Below are 20,598 nucleotides of genomic sequence, written 5' to 3'. Positions count from 1 at the left end.
TTTTTATAAATATCTATATCGTAATATTGCAATATAAAAATATAACAATGGGAGCTACAAAAACAGATCATTTTACAGATGAGCAAAACGAATTGGCTATTTTAACAAAAGCTTTAGGTCATCCTGCCCGAATAGCTATTATTCAATATTTAATGAAGGTCAATACATGCATATGCGGTGATATAGTAAACGAATTACCTCTTTCTCAGCCAACGGTTTCTCAGCATTTAAAAGAATTAAAAAATGCCGGATTGATAAAAGGAAATATCGAAGGAAATGCGATTTGCTATTGTATTAACGAAGCGGGTTTTGAGAAAATAAAAATCTTCTACAATCAGATAAATATGCATTTAGAAAAAAGAAAAAACGAATGTTGTTAAATTATTAAAACAAATTATTATGAAACTTTCAGAAATTAAAAAAATACTTACTGCTGTTGAAGCCGTTAACTTTCAATTGCCTGACGGAAAATTTGTTCCGGAATATTTTCACGTAACCGAAGTAGGTTTGATTACCAAAAACTTTATTGACTGTGGCGGAGTTGTTCGTAAAGAAACTGTCGTGAATTTTCAGCTTTGGGATGCCAACGATTATCAACATCGTTTAAAACCTCAAAAATTAATTCATATCATAGAACTTTCAGAGAAAGTTTTGGGAATAGAAGATTTTGAAATCGAAGTAGAATATCAAAATACTACTATTGGTAAATATGATTTAGATTTTAATGGAAAAGATTTTTTACTGTTAAATAAAACTACTGCTTGTTTAGCTCAGGATCAATGTGGGATTCCGCCAGAAAAACCAAAACTTAAACTGACACAATTAGGTACAGATGAAGGTAATTCCTGTACTCCTGGTGGAAGCTGTTGTTAAATTTAAATGCCTACAAAATGTCAAATCACAATATATTATTCTCCGAAATTCAATCTTTAGTTCAGTCTTTTGATTTTGGAGTAATTTCTAAAGATCGTAAAGAAATCCTCCAGCCTCTTATTAATTTTATTCAGCTAAAGTCTGAACAACATCAGGAAATCAGATTGAATTTAATTTGCACGCATAATTCCAGACGAAGTCATTTATCTCAGGTTTGGGCGCAAACTGCTGCGCATTATTACGGAATTCAGAATGTGTTTTGTTATTCCGGAGGAACTGAAGCAACAGCTTTGTATCCTAAAGTTGCTGAAACATTAGCATTATCAGGTTTTAAAATCACGAAGTTATCAGAAGGTAACACTCCTGTTTATGCTATAAAATTCGCTGGAAATCAAGCTCCAATTATAGGTTTTTCTAAAACGTATGATGATGATTTTAATCCAGAAAATGAATTTGCAGCTATTATGACCTGTTCTCAGGCAGATGGCGGCTGTCCTTTTATTGCTGGGGCCGAGAAAAGAATTGCCGTAACTTATGATGATCCAAAAGCTTTTGATAATACGGATCAACAATCAGAGAAATATAATGAAAGAAGTTTGCAAATCGCGACTGAAATGTTTTATGTTTTCTCTCAAATAAAAAAATAAAATGTCTATAGATCATTGTCATCCCGTTGCGGGAAGAAAAAAGCTAAGTTTTCTGGATCGGTTTTTAACGCTTTGGATTTTTCTGGCTATGGCTGTTGGTATTGCTGTAGGATATTTTTTTCCGTCAAGCGGAAATTTCATCAATTCGTTTTCTAACGGGAGTACTAATATTCCGTTGGCTATTGGTTTGATTTTGATGATGTATCCTCCGCTGGCAAAAGTGAACTACAATAAAATTGGTGAAGTTTTTAAAAATACAAAAGTACTTGGCGCTTCTTTATTCTTAAATTGGATTGTTGGTCCTGTTTTGATGTTTGCCTTAGCACTTTTATTCTTAAAAGAGTATCCTGAATATATGATTGGATTGATCTTAATTGGGTTAGCGCGTTGTATTGCCATGGTGGTCGTTTGGAATGATCTTGCCGATGGAAACCGTGAGTATGCCGCCGGATTAATTGCTTTAAACAGTATATTTCAGGTTTTGCTTTATAGTGTTTATGCATATATTTTTATAACTGTTTTACCTCCTTATTTTGGATACACAGGTTTTAATGTCAATATTAACATGATTGAGATTGCTAAAAGTGTTGGTATTTATTTAGGGATTCCGTTTGCTTTGGGAATTGTAAGCCGATACGGTTTGATAAAACTCAAAGGCGAAGAATGGTTTCAGGATAAATATATTCCGTTTATCTCTCCTGTTACATTGATTGCTTTGCTGTTTACCATTGTTCTTATGTTTAGCTTAAAAGGGGAACTGATTGTCCAGATTCCGATGGATGTTGTTCGAATTGCAGTTCCATTGATGATTTATTTTGCCTTAATGTTTGTCTTAAGTTTTTTTACCGGAAAATATTTTGGTGCCGATTATTCTAAAAGTACTTCGATTGCTTTTACCGCTACAGGCAATAATTTTGAATTAGCAATTGCGGTTGCCATAGGTGTTTTTGGTATCAACAGCGGGCAGGCTTTTGCAGGCGTTATTGGTCCGCTGGTCGAAGTTCCTGCTTTGATTGCTTTGGTAAATGTAGCTTTTTGGTTTAGAAAGAGTTTTTTTTAAGTTGCTAAGATGCTAAGCTACTAAGTGGCTAAGTTTTAGAATCTGGTTCTTCTTATTTATTATTAGACAAGGTTTCAATCTTGGGTTTTATCGTTACAATTTATCGTTACAATTTATCGTTACAATTTATCTTTATATCATTGATTGTGTAGCATAGATTATCTACTATTTATTTTGTGTCATTGATTGCGTCCCAACGGTTGAAACCGTTGGCTATGTTTTATACTGAATTATATTTTAAATTTTATTTCATCTTTTTTCTGATATCTTTATTTTGATATAATTATATTGAAAACGAGTGCCCAAGCCCTGATAGAAGTGGAAATCCTTTTGTGTCGGTGTTCGGCACAAAAGATTGAAACGAATAGCAGGAAATAACTCCTAATTCTTCAAGTCATCTAGGTGTAACAGAAGGGAATTTCTAATTTATCTTTATAATAAAATATAAAAAAAGGTTCAACTATGACAGTTGAACCTTTTTTGCGAATTAATAAAAATACCTTAGTTATTATTTTTTCTTTTTATAATACTTGCGGTATTTTGGATATGTGAGAATTCCGAGAAGGGAAATTGTTCCTAATGAATACCAGATCCAGCTTAATGAATGTGCTTCTCCGCTTGCATAAGAGTGCAGTCCTACGAGGTGAAAGTTTACTCCGTAATAGGTAAACAAAATAGACACAAAGGCAAACATACTCATTAAATTAAAGAACCATTGCCCTCTTAATGAAGGAACAAAACGAGCGTGAATTACGAACGCATATATCATAATCGAGATTAGAGCCCAGGTTTCTTTTGGATCCCATCCCCAGTAACGTCCCCAGCTTTCGTTGGCCCATTGTCCTCCAAGGAAGTTACCAATCGTTAGCATGATTAGACCAATTGTTAAGGACATTTCGTTTATATAGGTAATTTCTTTGATGTTTAAATCCATTTTAGCCTTGTTCTTTTCGTTGGTAAAGAAGATTAAAATTAATCCAACAAGACCAAGAATCATCCCTAAAGCAAACGGACCATAACTTCCTACAATTACTGCTACGTGAATCATTAACCAATATGAGTTAAGAACCGGCTGCAGGTTTGCAATTTCAGGATCGATCCAGTTGGCGTCTGCAGCAAAAAAGATCATCGCTGTTACGAATGCTGCCGATGCAACGGTAAGTTTTGATTTACGATCAAAAGCCAGGCCGAAGAACATGGTTGCCCAGGCAACGTAAACAATTGCTTCGTAGGCGTTACTCCAAGGTGCGTGACCTGAAATGTACCAACGGGCGATTAATGCTACGGTATGAAATGCAAATATTACTCCTATTAATATATGAAAACCATTTACAGTAATACGAAGCCATTTTTTATCAAAGAAGGTACTGAAAAGCGTAAAGATCAACATGAAAATTCCGGCAAGTGAATACCAATAGAACATTTTTGGTAAAATGTTGTAGGTGTTGTAAGCAATTTCAAGATCGATTTTCTTATCACTTGGACGTACTTTACTTCCAAATTTCTTTTGGAAACCGTCAATACTTTCCACCAAATGATCGGCAGTATCAAAGTTTTTAGAAATTGATCCGTTGTTTAAAGCACTGAAATATAAAGGCAGAATTTGTTTCACATATGTAGAATCCATGCCTTTTAATCCTGCGTTCTGAATTTCTAAATAAGAAATCCATTTGTTGTTTGGATCATTCGGGATTGGGAAAATTCTCAGGATACTTCCGCTCAAAGCAGATTCCATCAAGTTAACTTTTTTATCTGTTTCTATAAAGTCTGTCTCAAAACTATTTGGATTTGCTGCTTTGTATGCTGCATCTAAATAAGGAGATAATTTATAATTTCCGTTTTCGTCAAAGAATTTTACAAACGGCGCTAGTTTTGCTTTTCTGTCTACACCAATGATTTTACGAATACTATCATCTTTGGTATTAAGATAAATAAGCGGAACTTGTATCCAAACCTGAGCGTACTGTGTCATTGACAAGAACACCTGATCAGAGTTCATTCCGTTGTAAGTATCCTTATGACTTACTTTTCTCAATAGTTCAGATGAGAAAGTATTGATAGGTTTCATTCTACCTCCGGCATCCTGAATAATCAAACGTCCGAATTTAGCGGCGTGTGCTACCGGAGCTTTGTAAATCGTTAGTAACGAATCTATTTGTTTCTGACTTGGTGCTGCAGTTACGTGATTGGCATGATCGTTAGGATCTGCTGGTGCATGATTATGATTGTGGTCGTGACCGTCACCAGGCGTATGAACGTGTGGTGCCTGAGAAAAACCAGCGAAACTTAGCATTAAAACCAGGATCGTAATTAGTTTTTTCTTTTTTACATTATCTAATTTACGTTTTAGATCAGCAAAACGAGAATGTTTGGTAAACATAATAGCCATTAGACCAAAGTATAACATAAAATATCCAAAGTAAGTAATAGAAGTTCCCCAGAAATCGTGGTTTACAGATAATACGGTTCCTTTTTCGTCCGGATCGAATGAAGATTGAAAAAATCTGTATCCTTTATGGTCTAAAACGTTGTTCATAAAAATTCTGGCATCAAATGTTTCTGTAGAATCCTGAACCGTTACTTTACTTTCGAAAGCAGAATAACTTTTTTCTGTTCCAGGATATTTTGTGGCGATAAAATCGTTTAATTTTATTTTGAATGGTAATACATACGCTTTACTTCCGTAGAATAAACTGTATTCGATTTTACCAATTTTTACGGTTTGAGGCTCCCCTATGCTACCTTTAGATCCTAAAAGACGAACTTCTTTTTCCTGTCCATCGGCTTTAACTTTTACCACCAAAGCATCATGATGAGATTTTGCTTTGAAATCATTATCCGACTCATAATCAACAAATCCTCTTATAGCTGGATCCGGAAAAACGATTCGGATGTCTCCAATACTATATAAAGAACGCATCATAAGAGGCTGAACATTATCTTTGGTTACAGCTCCTTTTAATTTATCTGCCATTCGCATAAACTCTCCTTCAAAAGGGGTTTGAATGGTATATTTTTCTCCTTGAGTATTGATATTGATCGCGCCTTCGGTAGGTTTGTTTAATGCAAATAATACATTATGAATGTTCTGAACTTCTCCTTCTTTTAGGAAATGTTCTTCACGTCCGCCTGCTCCTGCTTCTACCAATTTAAGGTATAAAGTTCCGTTTGCTGAAGGTTTTATCGTTTCTTTGGCTCCCATGATGTACTTAACGTAAGTCACTTCAAAAGGAGTTTCGTCGAATTTACCTGAAAGTGTAAAATCGTTATTGGTAACTGGCGAGAACAATAGTGCTTTGTCAAAAACTCTGCGTTTCATTTCGCCTTTGTATTCTCCGTCTGCAAAAACAGTTAAGAATGTTTTATCTGAATAGATTTGATTTTCGGCAGCGCCTTCACGAATTGGCATCATACCTTCGTAGCTGATATAACGTGTAATAAAAGCTCCTATAAGAATAAAAATAAAAGCAATATGAAGTATAAGTGTCGCCCATTTTTCCTTTTTATGCAATTGGTAACGTTTGATATTTCCGAAGAAATTGATCAAAAAGAAGACCATTATTGCTTCAAACCACCATGTATTATAAATTAGAATTCGGGCTGTGTCTGTATTGTATTTACTTTCGATAAAAGTACCAATACCCATTGCTAAAGCAAATGTTAAAAAAAGAACAGACATTAATCGTGTAGAAAACAAAAAAGAGAATATTTTTTTATCCATTTTTGAGGAATTACATTGTATAAAAGTGGCACAAAAGTACTTAAAAATGTTGAGTTCCAATATTTGAAGTTTGTTAATAAAAACCAAAAATAGGATACCATTTTAAATCAAATTCACAAAAATGTACGCTTAACTTTACAAAAACATAACAGTCCCATTTATTGTAAAAGAGACTATTAGTCCGCAACCTAAAAGGGTTAAAGTATTTTTCTAATAATAAAACTGTTTTCTATGGTTTTACAAATCTCAGTTTGATGAAATATACCTTTATAAGTCAACGTTTGCATATCATTAACAAAATAATGCGCTATTAAAATCATTTTAATCGGTGCAATCTGTGGCTAAACTCAGTTTTGGCTATTTTCTTTAAAAAAAATAATGCTAATTTTGCGCTATGACTCGAATAACAATAATTGGTTCAGGAAATGTTGCCCAACATTTGATAAAAGCTTTCACCAAAAGTGAACTTGTAGAAATTGTACAGGTATATTCAAGAAAAAAAGAAACCTTAAGTTCTCTCATTGAATTTGATAAAATTACAAGTGATTTTGAAGAATTACAGGAAAGTGATTTGTACATTATTGCCGTTTCAGACAAGGCTATTGCAGATGTTTCGAGACAACTGCCTTTTCACAACCGAATCGTTGTTCATACTTCCGGTGCTGCTTCTCTTGATGTTCTGGATGCAAAAAACAGAAAGGGTGTTTTCTACCCGCTTCAAACATTTTCTAAAAACAAAGAGATTGATTTTTCTATCATTCCGCTTTGTTTAGAAGCTGAAAATACTTTTGACTTTCGTGTTTTAGAAACCGTTGCCAAAAGTGTTTCGAATGCTGTTTTTGCTATTAATTCAGACCAAAGAAAAGCGTTGCACGTTGCGGCTGTTTTTGTAAATAATTTTACGAATCACTTATATCATATAGGACAGGAAATTTGTGAGGAACATCAGGTTCCTTTCGAAATTTTAAGACCATTGATACAGGAAACCGCCGAAAAGATCAATACTTTAAATCCTGTCGATGCGCAAACAGGGCCTGCAAAACGGAATGATTCGGTTACAATTGATGCGCATTTGGCGTACTTAACCAGTGAAAATCAAAAAAATATCTATAAACTTATAACACAATCTATTCAAGATGATAGACAAGCACTTTAAAGAAATAATGAACGACATCACTACTTTTGTTTTTGATGTTGATGGCGTACTTACAGACAGTTCGGTTTTTGTAACCAATGAAGGAGAAATACTCCGAACGATGAATATTCGTGACGGTTATGCTATGAAAGCAGCTGTAGAAAGTGGTTATAATGTTTGTATTATTTCTGGCGGAAGCAATGAAGGCGTTCGTGTTCGTTTGCATAATCTTGGAATTAAAGACATTCATTTAGGAGCTCCTGATAAAGTATCCACTTTTAAAGAATACACCGAAACCTATAATATTAAGCCTGAACAGGTATTATATATGGGTGATGATATTCCTGATTTTCATGTTATGAAATTAGTAGGTTTACCAACCTGTCCGCAGGATGCAAGTCCTGAAATCAAAAATATTTGCCGTTATGTGTCGCACGTAAAAGGCGGAAAAGGTGCTGTAAGAGATGTAATCGAACAAGTGATGAAAGTGCAGGGAAAATGGATGGAATATTTTAATGGGAAACATGATTAGTTTTCAGTCTCAGTCTCAGTAACAAATTGTTTCAGTATTCAGGTTTGGAATGACGTGAACTTGAAATGAAGAAAACCTTAGTCCCTCTGCCTCTTTGAACCTTTGTAACTTAAAAAAAAATGAAATTCCTCAAACTCATTCGATATAAGAACCTACTGATGCTTGCTTTTATGCAGGTATTATTTCGTTATGCTTTTTTAAAACAGCAAAATATTCCATTAGCCCTTAGCGACTGGCAATACGGATTACTGGTTTTGAGTACCGTTTTATTGGCCGCAGCCGGTTATGTAATTAACAATATATATGATGTGGCAACAGATACCATCAATAAACCTAAGGATGTTGTTATTGGCAAAGGCATCTCAGAAACTGCTGCGTATAATATTTATATCGGACTTAATATTACTGGGGTTGCTCTGGGTTTTGTTTTATCTAATATCATTTTAAGGCCTGGTTTTGCTTCGCTGTTTATTTTGATCGCATCGTTGCTTTATTTCTATGCCACAACCTTAAAACAAATCATGATTCTAGGGAATTTTGTTGTAGCATTGCTACTTTCTGCAAGTGTTGTAATAATTGGCGTTTTTGATCTTTTTCCGGCAACTAATGCTGAAAATCAGGCGCAGATGGCCAGTTTTTTTTCTATACTGACAGATTATGCTTTGTTTGCTTTTATGATTAATTTTATTCGTGAAATTGTTAAAGATATCGAAGATGTAAATGGCGATTACAATCAAGGAATGAATACATTACCTATTGCAATTGGTATTAGTCGCGCTGCAAAAATTGCAGTCGGTTTTGCAGTTATTGCTTTTATATTATGTCTGCTTTATGTCAATATGTATTTTTTTCAGAACAATCTTTTCATCGCAACATTTTATGCCTTTGCTTTTGTTCTGGCGCCGCTTTTATACTTTATTGTAAAAATCATTTCCGCAAAATCTAATAAAGATTATCATCATTTGAGTACCGTTTTAAAACTCATTTTGTTCTTCGGAATTTTATCCATTCTAATTATTACCCTAAATATCAAATACAATGCTTAAAGAAAAACTAAAAAAATATACTTTAATCTTGGCTTCGGGCTCACCACGCAGACAACAGTTTTTTAAGGATTTGGATCTTGATTTCGAAATAAGATTAAAAGAAATTGAAGAAATTTATCCTCTGGAATTAAAAGCAGTTGAAATCACTGATTATTTGGCGGCATTAAAAGCAAGTGCATTTGATGGAGAACTAAAGGAGAATGAAATTCTGATTACCAGCGATACAATAGTGTGGCATCAGGATAAAGCTTTAGGAAAACCAAAAAATGCCCAGGAAGCTTTTGAAATGATCAAATCAATGTCAAACGACACGCATGAAGTTTTTACATCGGTATGTTTTAGAACTGGCTTTACTTCTACTGTAATAAATGATGTGACAAAAGTAACGTTCAAAGATTTGTCAGATGAAGCAATTTTGTATTACATCGAAAACTATAAACCTTATGACAAAGCCGGTGCTTACGGCATTCAGGAATGGTTTGGTTTTATGGCAGTTGCAAAAGTCGAAGGCTCTTATACCAATGTTATGGGCTTACCAACAGCTAAAGTTTACGAATATTTGAGTACTTTAGTGTAAAAAAAAATTTATGTTTTCTTTTAAAGAATATAGTCAGGAGATTTTCAGCACCATAATTATTCTTTTCGCTTTAGTAGCGTTAAGAGTAATTATTGCAAAATTAATTCGCCGTTACGCCAGTACAAGTCACTTATTAGAACACCGAACTAATCTGGTTATCAAGTATATCCATATTTTAATGAATATACTGGTAACGATAAGTTTAATTGTAATTTGGGGAGTTGAGACCAAAGATATTTTTATAACCGTTTCTTCAATTGCTACTGTTATTGGAGTGGCTATGTTTGCGCAATGGTCTATTTTAAGTAATATTACTTCAGGAATGATATTGTTTTTCTCCTTCCCTTTCAGAATTGGAGACACCATCAAAATTCATGATAAAGATTTCCCTATAGAAGCTGAAATCGAAGATATTAGTGCTTTTCATGTTAATCTAAAAACAAAAGAAGGTGAAAAAATTATTTTCCCTAATAATTTATTACTTCAAAAAGGTATCTCAATAATGCCGGCACATTACGAAGAAAAAGAGTTTTTTGATTAAAACTTATCTAGGACAAAATTTTACCGCAAAGTCCGCAAAGATTTACGCAAAGCTCACAAAGCTTTTTGAGCTGAAAATTTCAGAAAAAGTTCGCAAAGTTTTAAAGCATTTAAAGCAAACACAAAAGAAAATTTGTGATAATTTGTGCAATTCGTGGCGAAAAATAAAAATTTGAATGGGAATTTTATAAACTATTAAGAAAAAGCTAAAACGATATTTTTTAAATAAAATATAATATTTGTTTTACCAAATTCTAGTTTTACTAAATCACCAAAACACAATGATTCGCACCATAAAATTACCGTTTTATGCTAAACTTGCTTTTATATTAGTTAGCTTTATATCTTTTGCTTTTATTTTTTGCGCCGGAAAAGACATTATTACTCCCGTCTTAATGGCTTTTTTATTCTCGGTATTATTAGTGCCGGTTTTTACCTTTTTGCACACACGATTAAAATTTCCCAGACATCTTGCTGCGGCATGTTGTATTTTAATTTTTGCTGCATTCATTGTAGGTATACTAATCTTTATATCCTATCAGGTTAGCGATATTGCGAATGATTTTGACACTATAAAAAAGAATGCAAACGCCTTTATAACAGATATTCATAAATTTGTAAAAGACAATTTTCATGTAAGCATTGGCGAACAGAAAAAATATATTGATACCGTTGCAAAAGATTCTGTACAAAACGGAAAAGCAACTATAGGATCTGCATTAGTATCTATAACTGACCTACTTGTAGACTGTACCATTATCCCTATTTATACTTTTTTATTCTTATTATATAAAGATCATTTTATTTTGTTCTTAGCAAAATTGGTCAACAAGGATGATCACGAAAGATTGAAAGATATCTTATCGCAAATTAAAGTTTCTATAAATAATTATATTGTTAGCTTAATCTTCGAAATGATAGTCGTGTCTGTATTGACGGCTTTAGGACTTTGGATTATCGGAATCAAGTATTTTATTTTATTGGGATTAATCACCGGAATCTTAAATCTTATTCCTTATATAGGTATTTTAATTGCTGGTATTATTACCGTTCTAGCCTCTTTAACAGGTTCTGCAGATACCTCAATAATCTTAGGCATTTTAATTGTGAATATAATTGTTCAGTTGATAGATAATAACTTATTAGTGCCTTTAATCATTAACTCTAAAGTCGAAATCAATGCTTTTGTTTCCATCATAGGAATAATTGTCGGTGGCGCTGCAGCAGGAATATCGGGAATGTTTTTAGCGATTCCTCTTTTGGCTATTTTAAAAATTATATTTGACAGAATCGATTCGTTAGAACCCTGGGGCTACTTAATGGGCAATCATATGCCCAGAAAATTCACCTGGAGAATTCGAAAAGTAAAAGCACAAAACTAAATAGTATCGCGTTTTTACAAAATAGTCTTATTAATTTACTATATTCATATCAAAAAATAACTTTTAAGCCCGTCTGATTATCTAATGTCCATAAACGCTAAAATAATAGTTTTTATTCTCTTGTGCTTTTGTTTACAAAGTGCCTATGGTCAGGTTGATAAGCCAAAGAAAGATTCAAACGGCAAAAAGGATAGTACCGAGGTGTATACTAAAATTAAAAATTATTCTAAGAGAAATAAATTTACTAAGACACTTCATAAACTATTGTTCAGGTCGGCTAAAACCAAAAAGAAAGAACCGATTTTGGTTCAAAATGACACAACCAATTTTAATGGTAAAATTATTAGAAAGATTAATATTGAAACTTTAGACCCTTTTGGGCATTCTATTACCGATACCACTCAAATGCCCAGAAATTGGGGAGAAAGAACAGGAAACAGATTGCATCTTAAAACAAAAAAAATAGCGATTTATAACTTATTATTATTCAAAAGAAACACTCCTTACGACACTTACAAAGTACAGGAATCGGAACGTTTAATACGTTCTCAAAGATACGTTTCTGCCGTAAGGGTCACAAACAAAGTAGCAGGTGTAGCAGCAGATTCTGTAGATGTTACTATTCGAGTTCTGGATTCCTGGAGTACCATTCCAAAATTCTCAATATCTAGTAATCGTGTTTCTGTTGGGGTAAAAGAAAAAGACTTCTTTGGATCGGGCCAACAACTCGAATACCGTTTTACAAATCGTTTTGATGACGGAAGTAATGGTAATGATGTCACTTACACCGTACCAAACATCAAGAATACCTACATTGGTGCTGTATTGCATTACAATATGGATCTGGACAATAATTATACTAAAAGTATCAATATCGAACGGCTCTTTTATTCTCCTCTTACCAAATGGGCAGGTGGTGCTTATGTAGGACAAATTTTTAGAAGAGATTCATTGCAGGCGCCGGATAGTTCGTATGCGTTTCAGCCCTTTAAAAATAATTTTCAGGATTTATGGGTAGGACATGCCTCTAAAGTATTTGAAGACGAAAACGGAATCACAAATTTGGTAGCTTCCGCGCGCTTCCTTAATATTAATTATAAAGAAAGCCCTTCTCCTCTTTACGATCCAGCCAATTTTTATTCAGACGAAAAATTCATCCTGACCGGAATTGGACTTAACCGACGTAAATTTATAAAAGAAACCTATCTCTTTAGAAACGGACAGGTCGAAGATGTTCCTATTGGAAGGATTTATGGAGTTACTTTTGGATATCAATATAAAAATACTTTTTGGCGGCCTTATGTTGGTGGACAATTTTCGTTTGGAAATTATTACAAATGGGGATTTCTAAGTATAAATTTTGAAGCCGGAACTTTCTTCCATCAATCTAAAACCTATCAAACGGCATTTTTGATCGAAAGTAACTATTTTACCAAGCTTTATAAGATTGGCAATTGGAAACTAAGACAATTTATTAATCCTAAGTTTGTTATAGGTGCAAACCGTGAAGATATTATTGGAGATCAATTGAATATTAATGAACAAAATGGTCTGGCAGGATTTAACAGTGCGATATACGGAACAAATAAAATGGTTTTGTCACTTCAGACCCAAACCTATTCCCCTCATGCTCTTTGGGGATTTCGTATGAATCCGTTTTTTAATTATTCGATCGCTGTATTAGGAAGCCCTAATGATGCCATGGGAAGAAATAAAGCATATCAAAAAATTACCTTGGGGTTATTGATCAGTAATGACTATTTAGTATTTAGTTCATTTCAGCTTTCAATTTCCTACTACCCTACTATTCCTTATCAGGGAGATAATGTATTTAAAACAAATACTTTTGAAACTACAGATTATGGCCTGCAAAACTTTGAGCTTGCTAAACCAAGGGCTGTCGAATACAGATAATTGAAATTCTCTTGCTGTTTTTTTTTAAAATTTTAAATTCACGAAAACGTTTTATAAATCAAAACGTTACAAAATAAATAAGTAAATATTGCTCGTTAAAATGCTGTTTTTATTCGACCAAATACATTTTGTTTTCATTTTTGGCACAGTATATGAATATCCCTAAACAGGAATAACATTAACATTAAAACTAAAAAAAAATGAAAACAATAAAAATAGCAATCGTAGGTTTATTTCTGATGGTTGCAAGCGCCACACAAGCTCAGGTATCAATAAATGTTAATATAGGATCACCTCCTGCCTGGGGTCCTGCAGGATATGCAGAAATGGAATATTATTATTTACCAGACATTGAAGCGTATTATGATGTAAGAGCCTCTCAGTTTATTTATTTTGGAGGAGGAAGATGGGTTAGAACAACTTACTTACCAAGACAGTATAGAAATTATGATTTATACGGAGGATATAAAGTAGTTTTAACCGACTATCACGGAAGAACTCCTTACACTTACTTTGATCGTCACAGAGTAAAATACTATAAAGGATATCACGGTGCACCTCAAAGACCTTACAGACCAAGAGAAGTTTACGGTTATAATGATCGTCGTAATGATCGTAGAGATTACAGACATCATGATAACAGAAACCACGACAAGCACGACAGACATCACGACAAGCACGACAGACATGATGATGATCACGGACATGGAGGTCCTGGAAGAAGATAATTTGCTAAATAGTTAATTTTCAATATAAGAGAGTATCAAATTCATGATACTCTCTTTTTTTGTTTAAATTTTAACTACAAAATAGTTGAATCATTGCGCATTTAACATAAAATACTATAAAACAAATAGTTGAGTTAAACTATTCCTAACAAATATCTTATTTTACTGTTTTTATGGTGTATATTTGCAAAAAATTTAATTTAAAGAATACCATGAGAAAAGGAGTTTATTTATTTTCATTTATAGCAATGTCGCTTTTTACATTTTGTACAAGCAATGATGACTCAAATATTGACAATCAGGCAAAAGATAATGCTATCGAAATCAATAACGATATTACCTCTTTAAGTAAAAGACTGGATTATACAAATTCTGGAGTACTTTCTATCACGGGTCTTTCAGCTGGAAAATTTGCAAAAAGTGCTGAATCATCAACAAACAGTTTACCATTAGTACAAATTGCAGAAGTAAATCCGCCAACAGACAGCAACGGAAAAACTTTACAGGCAAATCATGTTGCCGTAAACGGAAACTATGCTTATGTAGCATATACAATGAGCGGAGAAGTTTATTCAGGAGCTATTGATGTTATTGATGTTACTGATCCTTATAAACCTAAACTAATTACATCGGCATTAATTGCCAATACTGATATTACATCCCTAACCTACTCAAACGGAAATTTGATTATTGCCGCAGCAACTGATATTGATAAAAATGCTGCAGTAACAAATCCTTCAATTGTAATTACAATGCAATTGAGTTCTGGAATGCTTACAGATAAATATACGATTACAAATCTTGAAGGAAAAGTTACTACTGATGTTGCATCAAACTCAAATTCATATTTTGCTACAACAGGAGATCAGGGAAGTTTATTTAAAATAAATAGTTCGACCAAAGCAGTAACTGCAAAAGCGACCCTGGAAGATTTACGTTCTATAGCAATTAGCGGAGACAAAATTGTTACTTTAAGCGGTACAAAGGGCGTGAATATTTACAATGAATCTACTCTTGCATTGCAAAAAAGCTTTACAACATCTACAGATGTTAGCGGAGCAAAAAGAACAATGGATCTTGATGGTACAAAACTTTTAGTATCTGAAGGATACAATGGTTTAGGAGTTTATGATATCAATAGCGGCTCTAAATTACAGACTATTGCACTGGCTGTTGCTGGTGAGGAAAATGTAACCAATGCAGTTTCTGTAAATGATGGTTACGCATTTGTTGCCAATGGTGCAGCGGGTTTAAACGTTTACAAAACCGGTTTTCAATTGAATTTATTAGGAACAGTAAATATTGTAGGTTCATCAAACTATGTAAAATCAAGTGGTGATTTTATTTATGTGGCAAGCGGAAAAGGCGGTTTGAAAATCATCAAGATGGAAAAACCAAATACTGTTTTTGCTGGATGTTCAGACTACAGTGTATATAATCAGGGGCAAAATTTGATCTTAAATTCAAATGAAATAAAATCATACTCAGGTTCTACAGCAATCAGTTCTGCTATGGTGAATTCTGGTGCGATACTAACACATTGTGGTTCAATTACAGTTCAAAATGGTTTGACTTTAAACAGTGGAGGAACTTTTAATATGAGAGGAACTTTGGCACAAGGAAAATACCAACAACAAAATCCAACTGAGTTAATCATAAACAGTAACGCTGTATTGCAAATTGAAGGAACGGTTGTAATCTGGGGGGACTTAAGATTGAATAGCGGTGCAAAAATTAACTTTATAGGAAATGATTCGTCTATTACCATTTACGGAAAAGTGACTAAAAACAGTAATGTATCCATTACAGGAACTTATAAAGACACAGAAAACAAATTGAAATAATTGTTTCGGTATTGTTTTAGAATAACGATGATATAAGTTTATATATTAATTCTCTTAAAAGCTGTTAGATTTGATCTGACAGCTTTTTTTTTGAATCAATTTTCTTAAAAAAGGAAATCAATAACCAAACATTAACATTTCATTTAAATACTGTTCAAAAATATAATTAGTATTTTTGAAGCTATTTCAAACCATTTAACTACGCTATGCGAAAAATTCAGATTCAAATTCTTTTTATTTTTTTAACAGGGATTTCCATTTCTTTTGCACAACAACCACAAAAACCAAGTTCTGTCGAAATTTACCATCAAATCAAAAAACTGAATTTTTTAGGTTCTGTTTTGTATTTGGCTGCCCATCCTGACGACGAAAATACCCGCTTAATTTCATATATGGCAAATGAAATGAATGCCAGAACCGGTTATTTGTCTTTAACACGCGGTGATGGAGGTCAGAATTTAATTGGACCGCAATTGCGTGAATTATTAGGCGTTATTAGAACTCAGGAATTAATCGAAGCCAGAAAAATAGATGGCGGTGAGCAGTTTTTCTCACGAGCAAATGATTTTGGCTATTCAAAAAATCCTACTGAAACTTTAGAAATTTGGGACAAAGATAAAGTACTGGCTGATGTAGTATGGACCATTAGAAAATTTCAACCAGACGTCATCATCAATAGATTTGATCATCGCTCTCCTGGTACGACCCACGGACATCATACATCGTCGGCAATATTGAGCGTTGAAAGTTTTAAGCTTACAAACGACCCGAAAATATATCCGGAACAATTAAAATATGTAAAACCATGGCAGGTAAAACGTCAGTTTTTTAATCCGTCTTGGTGGTTTTATGGCAGTCAGGAAAAATTTGACGCCGCTAATAAATCAAAATTTACCAAATTAGAAACAGGAGTTTATTATAACGGAATAGGGAAATCGAATCAGGAAATTGCTGCTTTGAGCCGAAGCCGACACCAATCGCAAGGTTTTGGAAGCACTGGTGCAAGAGGTCAGGAAATGGAATATTTAGAACTTATAAACGGTGATAATCCAAAAGATCGTGACAATTTATTTGATGGGATCGACACTTCATGGAATCGTGTTAAAAACGGAAAACCAGTTGGTGATTTGATTACCAGTATTATTGCAAAATATGATTTCAGTAATCCGTCAGCCAGTATTCCGGATTTGGTTAAAGCCTACAAAATGATCGAAGCTTTAGAAGATGATCATTGGAAATCTTTAAAATCTGCAGCCATAAAAAATATAATTGCATCTTGTTCAGGATTATATCTTGAGGCTGTTGCCAGCGAGCAGGAAGCAACTCCGGGAAGTACCATTAGATTAAGCCTTGAAGCTATTAACAGATCTCCTGTAGATATGCAATTGGTTAGCGTAATTTCTTTACCGGATAATAAAAGCACTGCTCAAAATATAGTATTAAATAACAATAACGATCAAAAATTAAATTTACAAATTCAGCTTCCTAACAATATCGAATACACTCAGCCCTACTGGTTAAAAGAAAAAGCAACTGTAGGAATGTACACGGTTTCGAATCAGGAAAATATTGGTATTCCGGATATTATCAGACAGGTGAAAGTAGTTTTTAATGTTAAAATAACTGGTATTGAAATTCCGTTTGAACGTACTGTTGTTTACAAATATAACGATGGTGTAAAAGGCGAAATGTATAATTTCCTTGATATCGTTCCTGAAGTTACTACTTCAGTTTTAGAAAAAGTTCTAATTTTTGGATCTGTAAAAAGCAAAATGATTCCTGTAAAAGTACGTGCAGGAAAAGACGGAATTAAAGGAAAACTACAACTGGAATTGCCTAAAAGCTGGAATGTTTCTCCAAAAGAAATTGCTTTTAGTCTGGATAAAAAAGGAAACGAACAGATATTTTATTTTGAAGTAACACCACCTGTAAACCCGGAGCAAGCTGTTGCAAAAAGCATTGCTACTGTTGATAATAAACGTTTTGACAAAGATCTGACTATTATTGATTACAGCCACATTACCAAGCAAATGGTTTTGAAACCAGCTGAATCAAAATGCATTCGAATTGACTTAAAAACAAACGGTGATGCTATTGCCTATATTATGGGTGCAGGTGACGAAGTTCCTGAAAGTCTGGCTCAAATGGGGTATAAGGTTACGATTATTAAACCCGAAGAAATCACACCCGAAAAGCTGGATTCGTTTAATGTCGTTATTACCGGAGTTCGTGCATATAATACTGTCAATGCTTTGGCCAACAAACAAAACATACTTTTCAATTTTGTAAAAAGCGGTAAAAACATGATCGTACAATACAATACGTATGGCAAAACCGTAACCGATCAGATTGCACCGTATCCGTTAAAAATTTCAAACGATCGTGTGACCGAAGAAAATGCTAAAGTGACTTTTCTGGCGCCTAATCACCCTATTTTGAATACACCCAACAAAATCAATTCAAAGGATTTCGAAGGTTGGACACAAGAACAAGGTTTGTATTATCCGGATCAATATGATCCTGCCTTCACTCCTATTATATCATCGCATGACAAAGGCGAATCTCCTAAAAACGGCGCGTTACTGGTAGCGCCTTACGGAAAAGGATACTATATTTACACCGGTCTGAGCTTTTTTAGAGAATTACCCGAAGGTGTTGCCGGAGCGTATAGATTGCTATCGAACATGATTTCGCTAAAACAGCCTGTAGAAGCTCCTAAACAAGAAATAAAGAAATAAACATTCAAAATATGGAAGCTAAAAAAACTAAAAAATGGAAAAAAAGCTACACCTATGTTTTGGTGGCCAATGCTATTTACATTGTGATTTTTTTCTTAATCATGCAATTATACTCATAACCTATGCAACTATTTGATTGGATCGTACTTATCGTCACGCTTTTATTTATTGTTGGGTACGGCTCCTGGAAAACCAGAGGAAGTAAAACCGTCGAGGATTTTATTCTGGGCAACAACGAAACTCCCTGGTATACCGTTGGATTATCAGTTATGGCAACACAGGCCAGCGCTATTACCTTTTTATCGACTCCGGGACAGGCATATCATGACGGAATGGGTTTTGTGCAATTCTATTTTGGATTGCCAATTGCCATGATCGTAATTTGCGTCACTTTTATTCCGTTATATCATAAAAATAAAGTCTTTACGGCTTATGAATTTCTTGAGAAACGATTTGACCTTAAAACACGATCATTAGCTGCTATTTTATTTTTGGTTCAGAGAGGTTTAGGAACCGGACTGACTATCTATGCTCCTGCCATTATTTTGTCGGCACTTTTGGGTTGGAATTTGACTTTAATGAATATTATTATAGGTGTTCTGGTAATCATTTATACATTCTCAGGCGGAACAAAAGCGGTAAACGTAACACAGAAACAGCAAATGTTTGTGATTATGTCGGGAATGTTTATTACATTTTTCCTGATTTTACATTACCTGCCAAACGATATGACTTTTACAAGCGCATTGCATATTGCGGGTGCTAATGACAAAATGAATATTGTTGATTTTTCTTTTAATCCGGAAGAAAAATATACTTTCTGGAGCGGAATCACGGGTGGTTTTTTCCTTGCCCTCGCCTATTTTGGAACTGATCAGTCTCAGGTTGGACGTTATTTATCCGGAAAATCAGTTCGCGAAAGCCAGATGGGATTAATCATGAACGGACTTCTTAAAGTGCCGATGCAATTTTTTATTCTGTTGACCGGAGTTATGGTTTTTGTGTTTTTTCAGTTCAATCCTGTTCCATTGAATTTTAATCCGAATAATAAAATTGTCATTGAAAAATCAGCTTATAAAGAAGAGTATCATGCTTTAGAGAAAAAATTAGTCACCCTTTCAGAAGATAAAAAGGTAATTAATTTATTGTACATCGACCAGTTGAACCAGGATTTTGATAACCCTATTTTACGAAAAGAACTGGTAACTTTATCTAACAAGGAAAAAGATTTGCGTGATCGTGCCAAAGAAATAATTTCAAGAGCCGATCCTGCCAGTGAAACCAACGACAAGGATTATGTGTTTTTCCATTTTATCCTCAATTATTTACCTAAAGGACTTATTGGTTTATTATTGGCCGTAATTCTTTCGGCGGCAATGTCATCAACGGCTTCGGGATTAAATGCTTTGGCTTCTACAACAGCAATTGATATTTATAAACGAAATTTAAGAAGCGTAAAATCTGAAAAGCATTATCTAAACGCAACCAAATTTTTCACCTTATTCTGGGGTGTTGTTGCCATATTATTTGCCTGTGTGGGAACTTTGTTCGAGAATTTAATTCAGTTGGTTAATATCATTGGTTCTATTTTCTACGGAACCGTTTTAGGAATCTTTTTAGTTGGATTCTATCTGCGTCGTGTAAAGGCAAAAGCGATGTTTATTAGTGCTATCATTAGCCAGATAACCATCTTTGTTATCTATTATTTTATGATTGCCATACATCCAAGCGGTCAGGAAAAATTAGGCTATTTATGGCTGAATTTTATTGGAGCTATTTTGACTATAATATTAGCACTGTTTATGCAGATTGCTTTTTTTAGAGGAGAAAAAGAATCTGATAGTGTGGTTTTGGAGTAATT

General features: G+C 33.9%; 16 protein-coding genes. 15 read left to right on the top strand and 1 reads right to left on the bottom strand.

The window, feature by feature from the left end:
- Positions 1 to 47 precede the first annotated feature (47 nt).
- Genes IRZ78_RS19990 through arsB form a run of 4 tightly spaced genes read left to right on the top strand, consistent with a single transcriptional unit; the run spans position 48 to position 2,580 of the window.
- A complete protein-coding gene (locus tag IRZ78_RS19990; RefSeq protein ID WP_194618203.1) occupies positions 48 to 380 on the top strand; it encodes a metalloregulator ArsR/SmtB family transcription factor in 333 nt (110 codons plus the stop codon).
- Between the two features lie 19 nt (positions 381 to 399).
- Positions 400 to 873 (top strand): DUF6428 family protein, encoded by a 474-nt coding sequence (locus IRZ78_RS19985; protein ID WP_194618202.1) that lies wholly within the window; start codon positions 400 to 402, stop codon positions 871 to 873.
- Positions 874 to 890: 17 nt separating this feature from the next.
- A complete protein-coding gene (locus IRZ78_RS19980; RefSeq protein WP_194618201.1) occupies positions 891 to 1,520 on the top strand; it encodes a protein-tyrosine-phosphatase in 630 nt (209 codons plus the stop codon).
- Between the two features lies 1 nt (position 1,521).
- Positions 1,522 to 2,580, top strand: a complete 1,059-nt coding sequence (arsB, locus tag IRZ78_RS19975; RefSeq protein WP_194618200.1) for an ACR3 family arsenite efflux transporter — start codon at positions 1,522 to 1,524, stop codon at positions 2,578 to 2,580.
- Between the two features lie 508 nt (positions 2,581 to 3,088).
- On the opposite strand, the gene ccsA is transcribed toward arsB, so the two are convergent.
- Positions 3,089 to 6,301, bottom strand: a complete 3,213-nt coding sequence (ccsA, locus tag IRZ78_RS19970) for a cytochrome c biogenesis protein CcsA (RefSeq protein WP_194618199.1) — start codon at positions 6,299 to 6,301, stop codon at positions 3,089 to 3,091.
- Between the two features lie 394 nt (positions 6,302 to 6,695).
- On the opposite strand from ccsA, the gene IRZ78_RS19965 reads away from it, so the two are divergent.
- From IRZ78_RS19965 to IRZ78_RS19915, 11 genes are all read left to right on the top strand, one after another.
- A complete protein-coding gene (locus tag IRZ78_RS19965; protein ID WP_194618198.1) occupies positions 6,696 to 7,457 on the top strand; it encodes a Rossmann-like and DUF2520 domain-containing protein in 762 nt (253 codons plus the stop codon).
- Positions 7,441 to 7,968, top strand: a complete 528-nt coding sequence (locus IRZ78_RS19960; RefSeq protein ID WP_194618248.1) for an HAD-IIIA family hydrolase — start codon at positions 7,441 to 7,443, stop codon at positions 7,966 to 7,968. The genes IRZ78_RS19965 and IRZ78_RS19960 overlap by 17 nt, the downstream gene beginning before the upstream one ends.
- Positions 7,969 to 8,087: 119 nt before the next feature.
- On the top strand, positions 8,088 to 9,014 hold the full coding sequence (locus IRZ78_RS19955) for a geranylgeranylglycerol-phosphate geranylgeranyltransferase (RefSeq protein WP_194618197.1): 927 nt from the start codon (positions 8,088 to 8,090) through the stop codon (positions 9,012 to 9,014).
- Complete coding sequence (locus IRZ78_RS19950; protein ID WP_194618196.1) at positions 9,007 to 9,591, top strand: Maf-like protein; 585 nt, start codon at positions 9,007 to 9,009, stop codon at positions 9,589 to 9,591. The genes IRZ78_RS19955 and IRZ78_RS19950 overlap by 8 nt, the downstream gene beginning before the upstream one ends.
- 10 nt (positions 9,592 to 9,601) lie before the next feature.
- Complete coding sequence (locus IRZ78_RS19945) at positions 9,602 to 10,132, top strand: mechanosensitive ion channel family protein (protein WP_194618195.1); 531 nt, start codon at positions 9,602 to 9,604, stop codon at positions 10,130 to 10,132.
- Positions 10,133 to 10,412: 280 nt separating this feature from the next.
- Positions 10,413 to 11,513, top strand: coding sequence for an AI-2E family transporter (locus tag IRZ78_RS19940; protein WP_194618194.1), 1,101 nt, complete (start codon positions 10,413 to 10,415; stop codon positions 11,511 to 11,513).
- A gap of 84 nt (positions 11,514 to 11,597) precedes the next feature.
- On the top strand, positions 11,598 to 13,427 hold the full coding sequence (locus IRZ78_RS19935) for a hypothetical protein (protein ID WP_194618193.1): 1,830 nt from the start codon (positions 11,598 to 11,600) through the stop codon (positions 13,425 to 13,427).
- A 200-nt stretch (positions 13,428 to 13,627) separates the two neighbouring features.
- Complete coding sequence (locus tag IRZ78_RS19930) at positions 13,628 to 14,155, top strand: hypothetical protein (protein ID WP_194618192.1); 528 nt, start codon at positions 13,628 to 13,630, stop codon at positions 14,153 to 14,155.
- A gap of 212 nt (positions 14,156 to 14,367) precedes the next feature.
- On the top strand, positions 14,368 to 15,999 hold the full coding sequence (locus IRZ78_RS19925) for a hypothetical protein (protein ID WP_194618191.1): 1,632 nt from the start codon (positions 14,368 to 14,370) through the stop codon (positions 15,997 to 15,999).
- A gap of 206 nt (positions 16,000 to 16,205) precedes the next feature.
- Entirely contained in the window at positions 16,206 to 18,737 is a 2,532-nt protein-coding gene (locus IRZ78_RS19920) for a PIG-L family deacetylase (protein ID WP_194618190.1), read from the top strand.
- Between the two features lie 122 nt (positions 18,738 to 18,859).
- Entirely contained in the window at positions 18,860 to 20,596 is a 1,737-nt protein-coding gene (locus IRZ78_RS19915) for a sodium:solute symporter (RefSeq protein ID WP_194618189.1), read from the top strand.
- The last annotated feature ends 2 nt before the right edge of the window (positions 20,597 to 20,598 follow it).

The sequence above is a fragment of the Flavobacterium sp. CSZ genome (genome assembly GCF_015350725.1).
Taxonomy (GTDB): domain Bacteria; phylum Bacteroidota; class Bacteroidia; order Flavobacteriales; family Flavobacteriaceae; genus Flavobacterium.
This window is presented reverse-complemented; position numbering and strand designations above follow the sequence as displayed.